The organism is Novosphingobium guangzhouense (genome assembly GCF_002896965.1).
Taxonomy (GTDB): Bacteria; Pseudomonadota; Alphaproteobacteria; order Sphingomonadales; family Sphingomonadaceae; genus Novosphingobium; species Novosphingobium guangzhouense.
In genome coordinates this window covers 161,377-179,913 of sequence record NZ_LYMM01000062.1, presented here as the reverse complement: position 1 = coordinate 179,913, position 18,537 = coordinate 161,377, and the positions used below count along the sequence as shown (strand labels likewise).

Below are 18,537 nucleotides of genomic sequence, written 5' to 3'. Positions count from 1 at the left end.
CGCCCGGCTGATGTCGTGGCGGGCCTTTTCGTTTCAGCGGTTCAGCGCGACAATTGCGCCAGAGCGATCGCCAGCTGGAATGCCTCGAACCGGGCGGCGCGGCGTTCTGCGGCTTCCCAGTCATCGCCCCAGAGTTCGACCTGCCAGTCGGCCTCCAGTTCGGCGGCCTGCCACAGCGCTTCGGCATCCGTGCCGGGGCGGATCGCCTCCAGCGCGATGACCAGCGATGCGGCAAGGCTGGAAAGCATCTTGAGCGCGGCCAGTTCGAAATCGCCCAGCGCTTCCAGTTCGGTGCGCAGGCGCGCCAGCGTTGCTTCGGGCTGGGGCTTGTGGATGATCCCGGAAATCCGCGTGAAGGTCACGCCAAGCCGTGCTTCCACGGCCGCCAGCAGCGGTTCCCAGACTTGCGCCTGCCGCTTGTAGAGCGCCTCGTCCGGATCGGCGCGATAGCACAATGTATCGGTTTCGGCGTAGGGCAGCAGTTCGGCGATCACGCCTTCGCGGTTGGTCGCCACGGCATCGATCGCGAAGTCCGCAAGATCGCGATAGCGGAACGCGGCCGTGTCGATTTCGTCGCCCTGCGCGGCCCATTCGGCGGCCAGCGCTTCTGCCAGCGCCTGCGTGGGAACGATCTGGGGGCGGCCTGCCGCGGTGCGGATCGGGCGTCCGTCAAGCGTCGCTCGCCAGCCGTCTTGCGTGGGCTGGGTGCTCGCCTCTTTATAGAAACGCTTCATTTGGGAGTGCGCCACTTTCGGATGAGAAGGGTGGGGATGACGAAAGTGTCGGCCAGCCCGTTGGCGATGAGAAGGTAGGCGATCCAGTCCGGCGCGCCCGCAAGGATGCGTCCCTGCGTCATCAGCAGGCCCAGCACGATGAAGCCGACGCCCGCGATCCGCACAAGGTTGATGATCGCGAAGCGCAGCGCCGCCGGATCGCGATCTCGCGATGGTGCCGTCACGAGAGCAAGTGCTCCAGCAACTGCGCCGGGGTTTCGACGACGATTTCGGCGCCTGCCTCGGTCAGTTCGCGCGGGTGGTGGTAGCCCCAGTCGACGCCGATGGCGCGGACCCTTGCGGTCGTTGCCATCTGCATGTCGTATACGGTGTCGCCGATCATCACGGCCTCGCCTGCCTGCGCCCCGGCTTCGAACAGGGCCTCTTCCAGCATCGCGGGGTGCGGTTTGGAGGGGTGGCGGTCGGCGGTCTGCAGGGTGACGAAAAGGTCGGCTACGCCGTTGGCCTCAAGGCAGAAGCCCAGGCCCCGGTCCGACATGCCGGTGGCGACGCCCAGTGTCCACCCGTTGGCATGAAGATCGCGCAGGACCTGTGCGATTCCCGGAAACAGCGGCTGGGCCACGCGGCCCTGTTCGCGCGCGGTGCGGAACGACAGCTTGTAGGCTTCGGCCATGGCGTGCTGTTGTTCGGCATCGGATGCGGGCAGCAGCTGGCGGATCGCCTGCGGCAGCGACAGGCCCACCGCGCGGCGGATGTTCCCGCGCGAAGGGGCCGGGAGCGAGAAGGCGGCGAAGGCCGCCTCCATCGCCTCGCAGATCGGCGCCTGACCGTCTACAAGCGTACCGTCGCAGTCGAAGACCGCCAGCTTCATACCGCTGCCCGTCAATGCGCCCGTCAACGGCCGCGACCGCGCGGCGTGCCGCCGGTGTTCGGGCCGGGCTTGGGTCCGGCCTTGGGTCCGGAACGTGCGCCGCTGCGCGGGCCGGAAGGCTTGGCGCCTGGCTTTGCGAACGGCTTCTTGCCAGATGGCTTTCCGGCAGGCTTGCCGGAAGGCTTTCCGGGGCGGCTCAGCCGGTTCTGGCCGGAAGAGGGGCCGTCGCTGCGCTTGCGGCGCTCGCCCCGGCGTTCCTTGCGGTATTCCTTGGCGTGCTGCCTGGCGGCCTTCTTCTGGTCTTCCTTGGTGAATTCGACCGGCGCCTCGACCTCGAAATCGCCTTCCGATTCGACGAAGCCCAGCGATTCGAGCGAATTGGCGAAGTGTTCGGGCAGCGGGGCGGTGACGTCCAGCGGGGCGCCGTCCGGATGCTCTATGATCAGGCGGCGGGCGTGCAGGTGCATCTTGCGGCTGATCGAGCCGGTCAGGAACGCTTCCTGCCCGCCGTACTTGCCGTCACCCACGATCGGGTGGCCGATCGCCGCCATGTGGACGCGCAGCTGGTGCGTGCGGCCGGTCAGCGGGTGCAGTTCGACCCACGCCGCGCGGTTGCCCGCACGGTCGATCACGCGATAGCGGGTGCGGGCGGTCTGGCCTTCTTTCTCGTCCACATGCATCTTTTCGCCGCCGGTGCCCGGCTGCTTGGCGAGCGGCAGTTCGATCATGCCGTCGTTGATGCTCGGCACGCCCACCACCAGCGCCCAGTAGATTTTCTTGGCGGAGCGGCCGGAAAACCGCTTGGAGAAGAATGCCGCGCTGCCCGGCGTGCGGGCGATGAGGAGGACGCCCGAAGTGTCCTTGTCCAGCCGGTGGACAAGACGCGGGCGCGGACCCTTTTCGACATAGGCGTCGAGCAGGCCGTCGACGTGCTCCTTCATGCCCGATCCGCCCTGCGTGGCGAGGCCGGGCGGCTTGTTGAGCACGATCGCGGCGCGGTCCTGCGTCAGCACCATCGAATCGGCGAGTTCGATCTCTGCCTCGGTCAGTTCGCGCCGGGGGCGTTCTCCGGCGGCATTGGTCTTCTGCTCGCCACCGGGAGGGACGCGCAGGGTCTGGCCGGCCGCAAGGCGGGTGTCGACGTCGGCGCGCTTGCCGTCGACGCGAATCTGGCCGGTGCGCGCCCAGCGCGAAACCATCGCGAAGCCGACTTGCGGCAGGTGACGCTTGAACCAGCGATCGAGGCGGACGCCGTCGTCGTCGTGACCGACGGTGAACTGGCGGACGATATCAGTATTGCTCATGCCATGCTCCGCATAACAAAAAGGCCAAGGAACAGGCTGCCGAATCCGGCGAGCAAGGTGGCGAGGGTGTAGAAGGCGGCAGTGCCGATCTCTCCACGCTCTATCAGCGTGGCAAAGTCGAGACTGAACGAGGAGAACGTGGTGAAGCCGCCCAGCACGCCCACGGCGATGAGCAGGCGGGTGCCTTCACCATGCGAGCCGAAGCGGGCGAGCCAGCCGGTGGCGAGCCCCATGGCGAGGCTGCCGAGCACGTTGACGGTCAGCGTACCGTAGGGAAACGCGCCGGCGCGCACCGGGCCGAGCATGGCGGTCCAGCCGCGTCCGACAAGGAAGCGCAGCCATGAACCGAACGCACCGCCAAGCGCCACGTAGAGCGAGGCCGCAAGAAAGGAAGGTTGGGGCATGGCGTCGCCTTAGCCGCGAACGCCCGAGAATCCAATCGTTGCGGCTTAACTCTTGTCTTCGAGCCGTCACTTTGCTAACGGGCCGCTCAATCAGCTGCCTCCGAGTCCGGCGGCGGCCTTATTATTGGCTCAAGATTCGCGGCTCGCCACGCCAAACCGGATGCGTGGCGGCCCCGTCTGTTTTTGTGAGGTGTTTCGGTTTATGCAGATTCTCGTCCGCGATAACAACGTCGATCAGGCTCTTCGGGCTCTCAAGAAGAAGCTGCAGCGTGAGGGCGTGTATCGTGAAATGAAGCTGCGCCGTCACTTCGAGAAGCCCTCGGAAAAGCGCGCTCGCGAAAAGGCTGCTGCTGTGCGCCGCGCCCGCAAGCTTGAGCGCAAGCGCGCCGAGCGCGACGGCTCTAAGTAAGAGCCTTTCTGCCCCTCGTGGGCAGGCACCGATAAAACTCGTGTGAGCGGCTTGAATGCCGCGCCGGGTTGAGCCATTAGGGCGCGGAAATCACCATTCCGCGCCCTTTGTGCATCTGCAGCAGATGTGCTGTCGGGCGGTTCATAAGAATACTAAAAGGGCTTCAGACGATGACAGAGATCACCCGTGTCCCGCTTCAGCCGATCACCAAGGGTTCGGTTTCCAAGATCTGGATCGGCGTGGTCGCCATCGCTCTGGCCTCGGCCGGCGTCGCCTATGCGGCGCTGCCGCCCGCACCCACCGTCAAGACGCTGACCGCCGGCACCGGCGCTTCGCCGACGATGGAAGATGTCGTGCTCATCAACTACAAGGGCATGCTGACCGACGGCAAGGTGTTCGACGAGAACAAGAACTACCCCAACCCGGTGGCGCAGTTCGTGCCCGGCTTCTCCAAGGCGCTGATGAAGATGCAGCGCGGCGGCAAGTATGACGTGACGATCCCGGCCGAGCTGGCCTATGGCGCCAACCCGCCCGCCGGTTCGCCGATTCCGGCCAATGCCGACCTGAAGTTCGAAGTCGAACTGATCGACTACAAGAGCCTTGCCGAAATCCGCCAGCAGCAGCAGATCCTGCAGCAGCTTCAGCAGATGCAGGGCGGGGCTGGCGTTCCGGGTGCTCCCGGCGCGGTTCCGGGCGCTCCGGCTCCGGCGCAGCCCTGATGAAATCGGCATTGGCGGCGCTGCTCATGGTTGCAGCGCCTTCGGCCGCAGTCGCGCAGGCTGCGCCTGCAGTTCCCGCGACTCCTGCTGCCCCGCAAGTGAAGGTCGAGCCGATCACGCCCGGTACCGGCGGCAAGCCTCCGGCGCATTCCTACGTGCTCATCAATTACAAGGGCATGCTGACCGACGGCACCGTGTTCGACCAGAACGAACATATGCCGATGGCGCTGGATGAGGTTGTTCCCGGCTTCGCGCAGGGTCTTGTCCAGATGGAGCGCGGCGGGCGCTATCGCCTCACCATTCCGCCCGAACTCGGCTATGGCGCAGAAGCGTCCGGCCCGATCCCGGCGAATTCCACGCTGGTCTTCGAGATCGACCTGCTCGATTTCAAGACTGCAGAGGAAATCCAGGCGATGATGGCCCAGATGCAGGCGCAAGCTCAGGCCCAGGCCCAGGCCCAGGCCCAGGCAGGCCAGCCGCAGGGCGAGGCTGGGAAGCCCGCGCAGTAACCGTCTCGGGGCGACGCGCGCTTGAAGCCGTGCCGCCCCGCTGCTAGCGCACCACTATCGAATTTCCGCCCGCCGTGCGTCCAGCGCGGCGGGCTCAAACGTAAAGGAAAGCCATGTCGGTCGATACCGCAACCGTGGCGAAGATCGCCAGCCTCGCGCGCATCAAGGTGAGCGAGCCGGAGCTTGAGGCCATGGTGCCCGAGCTGAACGGCATTCTCGCCTGGGTGGAACAACTTGGGCAGGTGAATACCGACGGCATCGAACCGATGACCGCCGTGATCCCCAACACCCTGCGCCTGCGCGACGACGTGATCGATGCCGATCCGCTGACCGGCGGTGACAAGCGCGACGCCGTTCTGGCCAATGCTCCTGCCGCCGAACACGGCTTCTTCGGCGTGCCCAAGGTGATCGAATAACATGAGCGAAATTACTGATCTTGGCGTAGCCGCCATCCGCGACGGCGTTGCCGCCGGAACCTTCTCCGCCGTCGAAGTGGCAGAGGCGTTCAACGCCAATGTCGCGGCGGCGCAGGGCGCGCTGAACGCCTTCATCGTCGCTACCCCCGATCACGCGATCGAGGCGGCGAAGGCCGTGGATGCAAAGCGCGCCGCGGGCGAGACGCTTGGCGCGATGGCGGGCGTGCCGATCGGCATGAAGGACCTGTTCGCCACCACGGGCGTCCAGACCACGGCCGCCAGCCACATCCTCGAAGGTTTCGTGCCGCAGTACGAATCGACTGTTTCGCAGAAGCTGTGGGACGCGGGCGCGGGCCTGCTGGGCAAGCTCAACCTTGACCAGTTCGCGATGGGTTCGTCGAACGAGAGCAGCCATTTCGGCTCGGTCGTGTCGCCCTGGCGTCGCCCCGGCAGCAATGCGCCGCTGACGGCGGGCGGTTCCTCGGGCGGTTCCTCGGCGGCGATCGCGGCGCGCCTTGCGCCTGCGGCCACCGGCACCGACACCGGCGGCTCGATCCGCCAGCCTGCCGCCTACACCGGCACCACCGGCATCAAGCCCACGTATGGCCGTTGTTCGCGCTGGGGCGTGGTGGCTTATGCCAGCTCGCTCGACCAGGCGGGTGCGATGGGCCGCGACGTGACCGACTGCGCGATCATGCTGGAAAGCATGGCGGGCTTCGATCCCAAGGATGCGACCAGCCTGGAACTGCCGGTGCCGAACTGGACCGCAGCGCTTGTCGGCGACCTCAAGGGCAAGAAGGTCGGCATTCCGAAGGAATACCGCGTCGAGGGCATGCCCGCAGAGATCGAGGCGATCTGGGAACAGGGCATCGCCTGGCTCAAGGACGCGGGCGCCGAAGTGGTCGAAGTCTCGCTGCCGCACACGCAGTACGCGCTGGCGACCTACTACATCATCGCGCCTGCCGAAGCCTCGTCGAACCTCGCGCGCTATGACGGCGTGCGTTACGGTCTGCGCGATCTGCCCGATGGTGCGGGCCTGCAGGACATGTACGCCGCCACCCGCGCGGACGGCTTCGGGCCGGAGGTCAAGCGGCGCATCCTGATCGGCACGTATGTGCTGTCGGCGGGCTTCTACGACGCCTATTATACCAAGGCGCAGAAGGTCCGCGCGCTGATCTCGCAGGACTTTGCCAAGGCGTTCGAACAGGTCGACGTGCTCCTCACGCCGACCGCGCCAAGCGCCGCGTTCGCGCTGGGTGAAAGCAACGAAGACCCGATCGCGATGTACCTCAACGACGTGTTCACGGTTCCCGCTTCACTGGCGGGCCTGCCCGCGATGTCGGTGCCGGCCGGCCTCGACGCGCAGGGGCTGCCGCTGGGCCTGCAGATCATCGGCCGCCCGCTCGACGAGCAGGGCGTGCTGAACGCAGGTCTGGCGATCGAGGGGCGTGCAGGATTTACGGCGAAGCCGGGGAAGTGGTGGTAACATGAGCACGTATCGCATCCAGGGCGCCACCGGGGACTGGGAGGTCGTGATCGGCCTTGAAATCCATGCGCAGGTCACGTCCAATTCCAAGCTGTTCTCCGGTTCGGCGACGGCGTTCGGCGCGGAGCCGAACACGCAGGTCTCGCTCATTGACGCGGCGATGCCGGGCATGCTTCCGGTGCCGAACCGCGAATGCATCCGTCAGGCGGTGCGCACCGGCATGGCCATCGACGCGCAGATCAACAAGTGGTCGCGCTTCGATCGCAAGAACTACTTCTATGCCGATCTTCCGCAGGGCTACCAGATCAGCCAGCTTTACCACCCGCTTGTCGGCGAAGGCTCGATCACGATCGAGGCGGACGAGAAGGCTGGCATCCCCGAAGACAAGGTCATCGGGATCGAGCGCATTCACGTCGAGCAGGATGCGGGCAAGCTGATGCACGATCAGCACCCCACGATGTCCTATGTCGATCTCAACCGTTCGGGCGTGGCGCTGATGGAGATCGTCAGCCGTCCCGACATGCGTTCTCCTGCCGAAGCAGGGGCTTACGTATCGAAGCTGCGCACGATCCTGCGCTATGTCGGTTCGTGTGACGGCAATATGGATCAGGGCTCGATGCGCTGCGACGTCAACGTTTCGGTGCGCAAGCCCGGTGACGAGTTCGGCACCCGTACCGAGACGAAGAACGTCAATTCGGTGCGCTTCGTCATGCAGACGATCGAGCACGAGGCGAATCGCCAGGTTGATGTGCTGGAAGGCGGCGGCAAGATCGTGCAGGAAACCCGCCTGTTCGACCCCAACACCGGCACCACGCGGTCGATGCGTTCGAAGGAAGATGCGCACGATTACCGCTACTTCCCCGATCCCGACCTGCTGCCGCTGGAACTGGACGACGCGTTCCTTGAGGATTGCCGCGCCTCGCTTCCCGAACTGCCCGATGCCAAGCGCGCACGCTATGTCGGCGAACTGGGGCTTTCGGCCTATAACGCGGCGGTGCTGACGGCGGACGTCGATACCGCGCGCTGGTTCGAAGTGCTGCTGGGCAAGGCCGCAGCCGCGCAGGGCAAGCAGCCCGCAGACGTCGCCAAGCAGGCGGCCAACTGGCTGATTTCGGAATTCTTCGGCGCGCTGAACAAGCTGGGCAAGGCGCTGGATACCTCGCCGGTCAGTCAGGGGCAGGCAGCCGAACTGCTGGCCTTGGTGGGCAAGGGCACCATTTCGGGCTCGATCGCCAAGCAGGTGCTGGAGATCATGCTTGAAACCGGTGACGATGCCGGTGCGATCGTCGAGCGCGAGGGGCTGAAGCAGGAATCGGACACCGGCGCAATCGAGGCCAAGGTGGACGAAATCCTCGCCGCGAACGGTGACAAGGTTGCCCAGTACAAGGACGGCAAGGTCGCGCTGTTCGGCTTCTTCGTGGGTCAGACGATGAAGGCGATGCAGGGCAAGGCCAACCCGCAGGTCGTCAACGAGATCCTGAAGGCCAAGCTGGGCTGAGGCCACAGATCCGATGCAATGAAACACGCCGCCGTGCCCTGTCGGGTCCGGCGGCGTTTTCGTTTGTTCGCGGTGCAGGCACGTGCGTCTCAAATTGAGACCGTTCGCAATAATCCGCTTGTCTTCGCGCGTGGCGGTGTTATCGATTGCGCGAAGACCGGGGGGGTCTTTCCTACAATTTCGCGCGATGGTGCCTGAAAAGGCATCGCTTTCGCGCATCTGAAGGACGGTATGTGACGGATCGGGTGATCAGGTCGCCGGTCGTCTCACGGGCTCACCTGGGGGGGTGAGGGGGCTCGGCACTGCGCCACAGTGGAGCGCGCGGTGCCGGGCCTTTTCCGTACTGAGCAGACCTTGTTACGAAGATCGCCGGGTGCCCGTCAGCTCCATCGTTCCGAACATCCCGGCCTTCACGGTCCCGGTCAGCGCATCGCCTTCCACCGTGGCCGTGCAATCGAGGTTCATCGGCATCGGCATGGTCATCTTCATCGACCAGATGAGGGTCTGCCCCGCAACCCTGCCGTTCTCCACATCCATCGCCCCAAGGTCGCCGGAGATATGGCCGGTGAACGTATCACCGGCCTGAGGAACGATCGTCAGCACGCCCTTCTGGCGGCCGAGCGGGGTGTTGGTGACGCAATCGTAAATTCCTGCAACGGACATTCCGCTCTCCTTATTCGTCGCCCGCATCGCTGCCCGCATCAGGGGCCGCAGTGGGTGCAGGGCGGACCTCTACGGGCAAACCCAGTCCCTTGAGCTGCGGTTCCACCACCTTGCGGTCGCCGACTATCACCCAGGTCAGGTCGGCAGGCTGCAGATACTGCGCGGCCGCACCGCCGATCGCCTTCATATCGATCCCGCGATAGGTCTGGGCAAGGCGGGCGTAATAGTCTTCCGGCCGCCCCAGCCGGTCGTTCTTGACGATGGCGGCCAGCACCTGCCCGTTGGTTTCGAATTCGTTGGGCAGGCCGCGAATCGCGCCGTCCGTTACGCGCTGGTATTCCTCGGCCGAAATCGGCTGCTTTTTCGGCAGGGCGGCCATGTCGGCGATGATGGCGCGGACCGAATCGCCCGTGCGGTCTGCCTGCACAGGGGCCATGACCTGCAGCGCTACCGGGCCGGTAGACTGGCTCACGCCCGAACGCACGCCGTAGCTCCAGCCCTTGTCCTCACGGATGTCGAGGTTGAGGCGTGAGAGGAAGCCGTTGCCGACGATGTCGTTGGCCAGCGTCAGCGCCTCTTCATTGGGCGTGCGGCCCGTCAGCGGCAGCACTCGGCCGGCAAGGATCACCGACTGCGGGGAATTGGGCCGGTCGATCAGCACCACGCGCGATGCGGGCACGGGCGCGGCGGTATCCAGCGGCTTGACCGGCTTTGCGGTTGCCGGGGCCTTCCAGCCGCCAAACGCCTTTTCCAGCATCGGCTTGAGTTCGGCCATCGTCACGTCACCCACGACGGTGATCCGCGCAAGGTCGGGGCGCAGCCATTTGGCGTGGGCGGCGCGCAGTGCTTCGGGCGTAAGCGCGGCAAGTGCGGTATCGGTGCCAAGGCCATCCGCGGGCTGGGCATAAGGGTGCGTGCCGAACAGTTCGCCGCTCATCGTGCGGGCGGCGAGTGCGTTGGGGGTCGACTGGGCCTGCGCCAGTTCGGCCTGTGCCTGCCCGCGCGCGCGATCGAAATCGGCCTGCGCGAAGGCAGGGTGCAGCAGGATATCCGAGGCGAGCGCCAGCGAGGGCGCGAGATTGGCGCTCAGCGCGCTCATCGTCAGGCTGCTGGTGTCCATCGAGGCACCGGTGCCGATGGACGCGCCAAGCCGTTCCTGCTCCTCCGCGATCTGCGTGGCGTTGAGGCTGGTGGTGCCTTCTTCCAGCATACCCAGCATCAGCCCCTGCGTGCCCGGCGTATCGAGCGCGTCGGCGGCGTAGCCGGCATCGAAATCGATCGACATGACCAGCTTGGGCACCGTGGTGCGGCGGGCAAGGGCGACGGGGATGCCGTTCGAAAGCGTCGTGCGTTCGATCGCCGGGAAGGCGAGGGCGCTGACCGGCGCGACCGGCGGCGCGGCGCGCTTGGGCGCAGGCGCCAGCCGGGGCGCCTTTCCACCCTTGTCCGCCGGAGCGGGCGGATTGGTCGCTTCATCGCCCCAGCCGCCCATGCTTGCGCCGTCTTCGGTGCGCTGGCCGGGGACCACGGCAATCTTGTAGACCGGCCGGCTCAGCCACTTGTGCATGGCCGCCCGCACGGCAGCGGGCGTCAGCGCGGCGATGGCCTGAAGGTCGGCCTTGTACTTGGCCGGATCGTTCGAATAGACCTGCCCTTCGGCCAGCGTGGCGCCCTTGCCGGAGAAGCCGCCGACCTGTTCAAGCCCGCCGATCTCGCCCGACAGGATCGAGGTGACGGCACGGCGCACTTCGTCCTCGCTTGGCCCGCTGGCGACGAAATCTGCGATGACCTTGTCAAGCGCGGCTTCGGCGCTTGCCCGCTCGACGCCCGGCTTCACGTCCATCGAGGCGTCGAGGAAACTGGCCTGCTCGAACGTCATGGCCGAAGCGGAGGCGGAGACGGCCAGTTGCTGCCCGCGCACCAGTTCGTTGTCGAGCCGCGAGCTGGCAAGGCCGCCCAGGATGTGCATGCCGATCCGCAGCGCCGGGGCGTCGGCATCATTGAGGCCCGGCCCGCTCCAGTCGCGGCTGAGGCGCAGGGTCGGCACCTGATCGGTCAGATCGCGGGACATCGGTGCGGGCAGGGTGACCGGCCCTGCGGAAACCGGCGCGACCTCAGGCCCCTTCGGGATGGCACCGAACCACTTTTCGACCTTGGGCTTCGCCGTTGCCGCATCGATATCGCCCGAAAGGACAAGGACGACATTGTTGGGGCCGTAGTGGTCGGTGAACCACTTGCGCACGTCGGTCAGGCTGGCGGCGTCAAGGTCTGCCATCGAGCCGATGGTGGAGTGGTGATAGGGGTGGCCGACCGGGAACAGCCCTTCGGCCACGGCATATTCGGCAAGGCCGTAAGGCTGGTTGTCGCCCTGCCGCTTTTCGTTCTGGACGACGCCGCGCTGCTTGTTGAGCTTGTCCTGGGTGACTGCGGGCAGCAGCGCGCCCATGCGGTCGCTCTCCATGAACAGCGCAAGGTCCAGCGCGCCGGTGGGCACCGTTTCGATGTAGTTCGTGCGGTCGTACCAGGTGGAACCGTTGGTCGAGGTGGACCCCGCAGCTTCCAGCGGGATGTCGAAGTTGGGCACGTTGGACGAGCCGCCGAAGAACAGATGCTCGTACAGGTGCGCGAAGCCGGTCTTGCCGCGCGGTTCGTTCTTGGAGCCGACCTTGTAGTATAGCGTGACGCCCACGATCGGGGCCTTGCGATCGGTGTGGACGATGGTGGTCAGCCCGTTGGCCAGAACGAACTTTTCGTAAGGAATATCGACTTTGGCGACCAGTTCCTGCGGCGAGGCTGCGGCGGGCCGGGCCTGAGCGGGTGGCTGTGCCGCAGGCGCTGCCGGCGTACCGGCGACGGGTGTGCCCGAGGGCGCAGCGGCACATGCGGAGAGGAGAAGGGCGGCGGCAAGAGCGCTCAGGCTCGACGTGGATACGGGTCGCATCAGGGGAGGTTAGCAGCTTGTTTGCGGCTGGCCAGCGGCAAACTTTGCAGGGCCTTCCCGAATTTGCGGGTGTGGCGTTCCCTTTACCCCCGCTTGAAGATCTGTCCCGAATCGAACAGCGATATGCGCCATTCCCCATCGGCATCGCGGCGGCATTCCATTTTCACGTCCGCCACCGCCAGCGGATCGCAGTATGTGTCGAAAGGCCCGTCGCCGAGCGCGGCGAAGAAGACCAGCAGATAGCCCACTTTGGCGTGGTCTTCGGCTTCGAACCCGACGCGCAGCGAAGTGATGATGTGGCGCATGGTCATGAGCCCGGCGCCCGCCTTCATGGTTTCGGCACGGCCCTTGTAGAACGCCTCTACGTCTTGCAGCCCTTCGCGCCACTGGCCGCCCACGTTGTAGCGCACGTCTTCGGAAAGGCAGCCGGTCTTGCGCATTTCAAGGCCGTTGTGGATGTCGAGTTCATCGCCCCACTCGTAGATGACCTGCTTGATCGCAAGCACGTCTGCCGCCTGCTGGGGTGTGAATTTCGCCATAGAGCCTCTTCCCGTCGGGTTATCGCCGCAAGGCTAGGGCAGCGGTTCCGGCGCGGCTAGGCGGGCGCCTGTTTTAACGCCCCGGCGAAGCCCCCTCTGGCAATTCCCGTAACCCTCACCCATCTTTGGCGCGGAGCCGGTTCCGGCCCGTTCTCGTTGCGCCCGATCAAGGTTCGCGGGCAATTTTGCAGAATAATCGAAAATCGGGCAGGCCAGCCCTTGTGTTGTATAAATGCAACACTATCTCGGTGGGATCAGGAGGCAAATCCAAGATGAATCTCGAAAAGTTCACCGACCGCGCCAAGGGTTTTCTGCAGGCCGCGCAGACCGTCGCGATCCGCCTGAACCACCAGCGCATCAGCCCGGAACACATGCTCAAGGCCCTGCTTGACGATCCCGAAGGCATGGCCGCCGGGCTGATCAAGCGCGCGGGCGGCAACCCGGTCTTCGCGACGCAGGAACTCGACAAGGCGCTGGGCAAGGTTCCGGCCGTGTCGGGCAGCGGCGCTTCGGGGGCGCCGGGGCTGGACAACGACGCCGTGCGCGTCCTCGATGCCGCAGAACAGGCGGCGACCAAAGCGGGCGACAGCTTCGTTACCGTGGAGCGGCTGCTGCTGGGCCTTGCCCTGTCGCTGACGACCCCGGCGGGCCAGGCGCTCAAGGCTGCCAATGTCACCCCGCAGGGGCTGGAAGCGGCGATCACCGAACTGCGCGGCGGACGTACCGCCGACAGCGCAAGCGCCGAAAACGCCTACGATGCGATGAAGAAGTACGCCCGCGATCTGACGCAGGCTGCGCGGGACGGCAAGCTCGACCCGGTCATCGGCCGCGACGAGGAAATCCGCCGTACCGTGCAGATCCTTGCCCGCCGCACCAAGAACAACCCGGTGCTGATCGGTGATCCCGGCGTGGGCAAGACCGCCATCGCCGAGGGGCTTGCCCTGCGCATCGCCAACGGCGACGTGCCCGACAGCCTGAAGGACCGCCAGCTGATGGCGCTCGACATGGGCGCGCTGATCGCGGGTGCCAAGTATCGCGGGGAGTTCGAGGAGCGGCTCAAGTCCGTGCTCGACGAAGTGAAGGGCGCCGAGGGCCAGATCATCCTGTTCATCGACGAGATGCACACGTTGATCGGGGCGGGCGCTTCCGAAGGCTCGATGGATGCGGGCAATCTCTTGAAGCCTGCCCTTGCGCGCGGCGAACTGCACTGCATCGGCGCCACTACGCTGGATGAATATCAGAAGTACGTGGAGAAGGACGCCGCCTTGCAGCGTCGTTTCCAGCCGGTCTTCGTGGGCGAACCTACGGTGGAGGACACGATCTCCATCCTGCGCGGGCTCAAGGAAAAGTATGAACTGCACCATGGCGTGCGGATCACCGACGGCGCGATCGTGGCGGCGGCGACGCTGTCCAACCGCTACATCACCAACCGCTTCCTGCCCGACAAGGCGATCGACCTCATGGACGAGGCCGCGAGCCGCATCCGCATGGAAGTGGAGAGCAAGCCCGAGGAGATCGAGAAGCTGGATCGCCGCATCATCCAGCTCAAGATCGAGGAAATGGCGCTTGGCAAGGAGACCGACGAGGCATCGAAGGACCGCCTCGCCATTCTGCGCGAGGAACTGGCGAACCTTGAACAGCAGTCGAGCGAACTGACCACCCGCTGGCAGAACGAGCGTGACAAGATCGCCGCCGAGGGCAGGCTGAAGGAACAGCTGGATGCCGCGCGGATCGAACTGGAACAGGCCCAGCGCGGCGGTGACTACGCAAAGGCGGGTGAACTGTCGTACAGCACGATCCCGTCGCTGGAAGCCAGGCTGGTCGAGGCGCAGGCGTCGGCCGGGAATGCTCTGCTGCGCGAGGAAGTGACCGAGGACGATATCGCCGGTGTTGTCAGCCGCTGGACCGGGGTGCCGGTCGACCGGATGCTGGAAGGCGAGCGCGAAAAGCTCCTCAAGATGGAGGAAGTGATCGGCGCGCGCGTGATCGGGCAGAAGGACGCGGTGGCGGCCGTATCCAAGGCGGTGCGGCGTGCACGGGCGGGTCTGCAGGACCCGAACCGGCCGCTCGGCTCGTTCCTGTTCCTTGGCCCCACGGGCGTCGGCAAGACCGAACTGACCAAGGCGCTGGCCGGCTTCCTGTTCGATGACGATACCGCGATGGTCCGCATCGACATGTCGGAGTTCATGGAAAAGCACGCGGTCGCCCGCCTGATCGGCGCGCCTCCGGGCTACGTGGGCTACGAGGAAGGCGGCGTGCTGACCGAGGCAGTGCGGCGGCGCCCTTATCAGGTCGTGCTGTTCGACGAAGTGGAGAAGGCGCATTCCGACGTCTTCAACGTGCTGCTGCAGGTGCTTGACGATGGCCGCCTTACCGACGGGCAGGGCCGCGTGGTGGACTTCACCAACACGCTGATCATCCTGACGTCGAACCTTGGCAGCCAGTACCTTGCCAGCCTTGACGAAGGCGTGGACGTGGCCACGGTCGAACCGCAGGTGATGGAAGTGGTGCGCGGGCATTTCCGGCCCGAGTTCCTCAACCGTCTGGACGAGATCGTGCTGTTCCATCGTCTTGGGCAGGAACACATGGCGCCGATCGTCGAGATACAGGTGGCCCGCGTGCAGAAGCTGCTCAAGGACCGCAAGATCGTGCTCGACCTGTCGGAATCGGCAAAGCGCTGGCTGGGCCGCGTCGGCTACGATCCGGTCTACGGCGCCCGCCCGCTCAAGCGCGCCGTCCAGCGCTACCTGCAGGACCCGCTGGCGGAAAAGCTGCTGGGCGGCGAAATCCCCGACGGCTCGCACGTGCGCATAGACGACGGCGACGGCGCGCTGGCGATCAGCGTGGAATAAGGCTGCGCGGGGCTTTGTCCCGCCAGCCGGAGCGGAGCGGGGGGAGCGGTCCCCGCTCCGCTCGCAGGGGATGGAAAACGGGCCGGGAAGCAGTGCTTCCCGGCCCGAATTTCATGCAGCCATATGCCTGATTATCAGAACACGTTGGCCTTGATGCCCATGAAGAACGAGCGGCCGACCGCGCTGATCGGGTAAGCCACCGCGCCCACGTCAGGCTTGGTATCGAACAGGTTGTTGATGCCGCCGTACAGGGTGAAGCGGTCGTCGACGTTGTACGATGCGTACAGTTCGTGCTCCCACTTTTCCTTGTACCAGATATAGCCGGCGGGCACGTAGTCGGGGTTCGCGGCTTCCTGCTCACGCGTGACGCGGCGGGTCTTGTCGAACCAGTTGATGCCGTAGTTCAGCGAGAACGGCCCCTTGATCCAGGTAAGGTCGAAGGTCGCGCTGAACTTGGGTGCCGGGTAATCCGAGCTGTCACGCTCGTTTTCCGCGACCGCGCCGGGCGAGGGCACGAATTCCAGCTTGTTGAGATAGTTGCCGACCAGGCTCAGCATGAAGCTGCCCACTTCGGGCGAGGCTTCGAAGCGATACTTCAGGTTGAGGTCCAGACCGGCGGTCTTGTACGAGGCGACGTTCTGCGGAACGACGCTGAAGTCGTTGATGTAGCCGGTGGTGCCGCTGCGGCTGATGAGCGAGCAATACTGGTTTTCAAGCGTCGGCTGATCGTAGCACAGATCGACGATGTCCTGCGCGGTCGAGTAGTTGATCGCCTGCGTGATACGAATGTTGTACCAGTCGGCGCTCAGCGTGAAGCCGGGCAGGAACTGGGGACGCAGCACGACGCCTGCGGTCCAGGTCTTGGCCTTTTCTTCGCGCAGGCTCGGGTTGCCGCCCTGGGTTCCCAGCAGGCTGCTGTTCTGCGGCGAGGTTTGATCGTCGGCCGGGTTGAAGTTGATGATCTGCTGCGGGGTAAGTCCTGCTGCCGTCAGCGCTGCGGTACAGTTGGCAGCGCGCGTCGAAGTTCCCTCGGCGATACGCTCCGGACCGCAGGGGTCGGTGATGAACTCGTAACCGCCGCTGGTGCCGGCGAACAGTTCGGTGATGTTCGGTGCGCGGACCGAGACCGAGTACGTACCGCGGAACGAAACGTCCGTGATGGGTGCGTAAGTGCCGCTCACGTTCCATGCCGTGGTGGTGCCGACCGTTGAGTAATCGGACACGCGGAAGGCGCCGCCCAGGCTCAGTTCATGCGCGAGCGGTGCGTCGAGCAGGATCGGCAGGCGGACTTCCGCATAGGCTTCCTTGACGTCGTAGGAGCCGGTATCGATCGTCGCCTGCGCGCTGTCGGCAAGGAAGCCGTTCTGCGTGTAGTACGAAGGAACCTGACGGCTGCTTTCCTTGCGGTATTCAAGGCCGGCCGCGAAGCCGATCGGACCGCCCGGAAGTTCGAAGAAACCGCCGGTATCGCCCGAGATCGATGCCGAACCGACATACTGGCGCAGACGCGCATAGTCGGTGTGCGTAGCGAGAATGAACGCCAGAGCCTCGGGCGAAGGCGATCCGTTGCCCAGCACGTTGAGCGGCACGCACTGGCCGGGCTGGAACGTCAGCGGAGCGCCCGCGTAGTAGGGCGAGCCATAGCTGTTGCCCATGATTTCGGTCTGGCCGGGAAGGTTGATGCGGCAGGTGACGCCGCCGTTGCCGTCCGACACCGCATCCAGCGCGGCCGAGTAGCGATCAAGGATGCGATCGCCCGAAGCGGTTGCGCGCTGCGTCGACTGTCCGAAGACGAACGAGGCATCGTACTTGAGGTGCGGGGTCAGGTCGCCATTGGCGCCCACGACGGTGCGCCACAGTTCACGGTCCAGCTCGGAACGGCGGATGCCGAAGTCGAAGTTGTCGCGGCTGACCAGTGCGCCATCAGGTGCATCGGCGCCGAAGCGCTCGTTCAGGTAGTAGTTATCCGCAAACAGTTCGGTGAAGAAGTCATAGGTCGGCTGTGCATATGTGAACGCCTTCGACTTCACATACTTGGCTTCGGCGTAGAAGTTCAGCGCGGGGCTGACTTCATAGTGGCCCATGACGTTGAACATGTGGCGCCGCAGGTACGGCGTGTAGTCGCCGTAATAGGAATCGCGCGGAGTGCTGTCGCCGCCCACGGTGAACGCCGTTCCGGGAACGTAAGTGCCCAGATCATAGGGCGTGCCTTCGCCGGTGAAGTCGGGGACGCCGTCAAAGTCGATGTCGATTGCGCCGCCCATCGAACTGTCTGCCCAGCGCAGGTTGTTCATCAGGACGCGGTCGGGCACGTTCGGATCATCGCTGGCAGAACCGGGCGCGCCGTCGGCAGGATTGCGCACGAAGGTCCAGGTCGGGCCGGTCTTGCCGTAGTTCAGGCGCTTGCGCTGCGAGAAGCGGTCCGTCTTGTTGAATTCGTAGGCAACGGTGATGTTGCCCTTGCCGTCGTCGAAGTTGGTACCGGCCGTGGCGGCAAGGAACTTCTCGCCCGCGTCGCCGCGCTGCGAGATCGAGTTCTGCGCGCGGATGCGCAGGCCCTCGAAGTCCTTCTTCATGATGAAGTTGACCACGCCCGAAACGCCGTCCGCACCGTAGATCGCCGAGACGCCGCCGGTCAGCACGTCGACGCTTTCGATCAGGTCGGTCGGGATGGTGTTGGTATCGACCGATGCGGTGCCGGGATAGCCCGCCACGTGGCGGCGGCCATCGACCAGCACCAGCGTGCGCGCCGTGCCGAGGTTACGCAGGTTGAGCAGGTTGACGCCGGTGAGCTGGCCGTTGGGCAGGTTGGAGCCCGCCGAGTCGATGGCGCGGCGCGAACCGAGCAGGGCCGGGCTCTGCGTCAGGAATTCGGTGATGTTGACCTGGCCCGACTGTTCGATCGTCTGCGAAGTGATCGAAACGACCGGGTTCGGATTGTCGAAGCCGGCAGGCACGGTGATACGAGTGCCGGTAACGACGATGGAATCTCCAGCGTCTTCGGCAGCCTCGGTGCTGTCCTGAGCGCCGGTGTCCTGCGCCCGTGCGGGCGCGGCGGCCAGAACGGCTATCGCCGGAATCGCGGCGACGCCAAGAAGCAGCGCGCTCCTTGAGGTTTTCATGGTGTGTCCCCTTGTTGCCTTCATGCGGACCTATGGCCCGCGACCCGGCCGGAAATCCGGGTCGATGCCG

The 18,537-nt window shown here is 65.4% G+C and carries 16 protein-coding genes; 7 read left to right on the top strand and 9 right to left on the bottom strand.

Annotation, left to right across the window (positions count from 1 at the left end; genetic code table 11):
• Window positions 1-41: 41 nt before the first annotated feature.
• The 5 genes from A8V01_RS21300 to crcB are packed head-to-tail and all read right to left on the bottom strand — an operon-like array spanning window position 42 to window position 3,313.
• Window positions 42-734, bottom strand: a complete 693-nt coding sequence (locus A8V01_RS21300) for an ATP12 family chaperone protein (RefSeq protein WP_103098297.1) — start codon at window positions 732-734, stop codon at window positions 42-44.
• Window positions 731-958, bottom strand: coding sequence for a hypothetical protein (locus A8V01_RS21295; RefSeq protein ID WP_103098296.1), 228 nt, complete (start codon window positions 956-958; stop codon window positions 731-733). Before A8V01_RS21295 ends, A8V01_RS21300 begins: the two co-directional genes overlap by 4 nt.
• Window positions 955-1,605, bottom strand: a complete 651-nt coding sequence (locus tag A8V01_RS21290) for an HAD-IA family hydrolase (protein WP_103098295.1) — start codon at window positions 1,603-1,605, stop codon at window positions 955-957. The genes A8V01_RS21295 and A8V01_RS21290 overlap by 4 nt, the downstream gene beginning before the upstream one ends.
• Window positions 1,606-1,628: 23 nt before the next feature.
• Entirely contained in the window at window positions 1,629-2,909 is a 1,281-nt protein-coding gene (locus A8V01_RS21285; protein ID WP_103098294.1) for an RluA family pseudouridine synthase, read from the bottom strand.
• Window positions 2,906-3,313, bottom strand: coding sequence for a fluoride efflux transporter CrcB (gene crcB / locus A8V01_RS21280; protein ID WP_103098293.1), 408 nt, complete (start codon window positions 3,311-3,313; stop codon window positions 2,906-2,908). Before crcB ends, A8V01_RS21285 begins: the two co-directional genes overlap by 4 nt.
• Before the next feature lie 202 nt (window positions 3,314-3,515).
• Between crcB and rpsU the strand changes: the two genes are divergently transcribed.
• The 6 genes from rpsU to gatB all read left to right on the top strand — a co-directional run bounded on the left by rpsU (window position 3,516) and on the right by gatB (window position 8,350).
• Window positions 3,516-3,722: a 30S ribosomal protein S21 gene (gene rpsU / locus A8V01_RS21275; RefSeq protein WP_008832565.1), complete on the top strand. Its 207-nt coding sequence runs from the start codon at window positions 3,516-3,518 to the stop codon at window positions 3,720-3,722.
• Between the two features lie 170 nt (window positions 3,723-3,892).
• Window positions 3,893-4,441 (top strand): FKBP-type peptidyl-prolyl cis-trans isomerase, encoded by a 549-nt coding sequence (locus tag A8V01_RS21270; RefSeq protein ID WP_103098292.1) that lies wholly within the window; start codon window positions 3,893-3,895, stop codon window positions 4,439-4,441.
• On the top strand, window positions 4,441-4,950 hold the full coding sequence (locus A8V01_RS21265; protein ID WP_103098291.1) for an FKBP-type peptidyl-prolyl cis-trans isomerase: 510 nt from the start codon (window positions 4,441-4,443) through the stop codon (window positions 4,948-4,950). Before A8V01_RS21270 ends, A8V01_RS21265 begins: the two co-directional genes overlap by 1 nt.
• A 113-nt stretch (window positions 4,951-5,063) precedes the next feature.
• The gene (gene gatC, locus A8V01_RS21260; protein ID WP_103098290.1) at window positions 5,064-5,366 is read left to right on the top strand and encodes an Asp-tRNA(Asn)/Glu-tRNA(Gln) amidotransferase subunit GatC; all 303 of its coding nucleotides are present in this window, start codon (window positions 5,064-5,066) and stop codon (window positions 5,364-5,366) included.
• Between the two features lies 1 nt (window position 5,367).
• Window positions 5,368-6,852: an Asp-tRNA(Asn)/Glu-tRNA(Gln) amidotransferase subunit GatA gene (gene gatA / locus A8V01_RS21255; RefSeq protein WP_103098289.1), complete on the top strand. Its 1,485-nt coding sequence runs from the start codon at window positions 5,368-5,370 to the stop codon at window positions 6,850-6,852.
• Between the two features lies 1 nt (window position 6,853).
• Window positions 6,854-8,350 (top strand): Asp-tRNA(Asn)/Glu-tRNA(Gln) amidotransferase subunit GatB, encoded by a 1,497-nt coding sequence (gene gatB, locus A8V01_RS21250; RefSeq protein ID WP_103098288.1) that lies wholly within the window; start codon window positions 6,854-6,856, stop codon window positions 8,348-8,350.
• 357 nt (window positions 8,351-8,707) lie between these two features.
• On the opposite strand, the gene A8V01_RS21245 is transcribed toward gatB, so the two are convergent.
• From A8V01_RS21245 to A8V01_RS21235, 3 genes are all read right to left on the bottom strand, one after another.
• Window positions 8,708-9,013, bottom strand: a complete 306-nt coding sequence (locus tag A8V01_RS21245; protein WP_103098287.1) for a hypothetical protein — start codon at window positions 9,011-9,013, stop codon at window positions 8,708-8,710.
• 10 nt (window positions 9,014-9,023) lie between these two features.
• Window positions 9,024-11,954, bottom strand: coding sequence for a M16 family metallopeptidase (locus tag A8V01_RS21240; RefSeq protein WP_103098286.1), 2,931 nt, complete (start codon window positions 11,952-11,954; stop codon window positions 9,024-9,026).
• Window positions 11,955-12,037: 83 nt separating this feature from the next.
• Window positions 12,038-12,493 carry a nuclear transport factor 2 family protein gene (locus A8V01_RS21235; RefSeq protein ID WP_103098285.1) on the bottom strand — a complete coding sequence of 152 codons (456 nt, stop codon included), beginning with the start codon at window positions 12,491-12,493 and terminating at the stop codon, window positions 12,038-12,040.
• A gap of 272 nt (window positions 12,494-12,765) precedes the next feature.
• On the opposite strand from A8V01_RS21235, the gene clpB reads away from it, so the two are divergent.
• Complete coding sequence (gene clpB, locus A8V01_RS21230; protein WP_103098284.1) at window positions 12,766-15,345, top strand: ATP-dependent chaperone ClpB; 2,580 nt, start codon at window positions 12,766-12,768, stop codon at window positions 15,343-15,345.
• Between the two features lie 134 nt (window positions 15,346-15,479).
• On the opposite strand, the gene A8V01_RS21225 is transcribed toward clpB, so the two are convergent.
• Complete coding sequence (locus tag A8V01_RS21225; protein ID WP_103098370.1) at window positions 15,480-18,467, bottom strand: TonB-dependent receptor plug domain-containing protein; 2,988 nt, start codon at window positions 18,465-18,467, stop codon at window positions 15,480-15,482.
• Window positions 18,468-18,537: the final 70 nt, after the last annotated feature.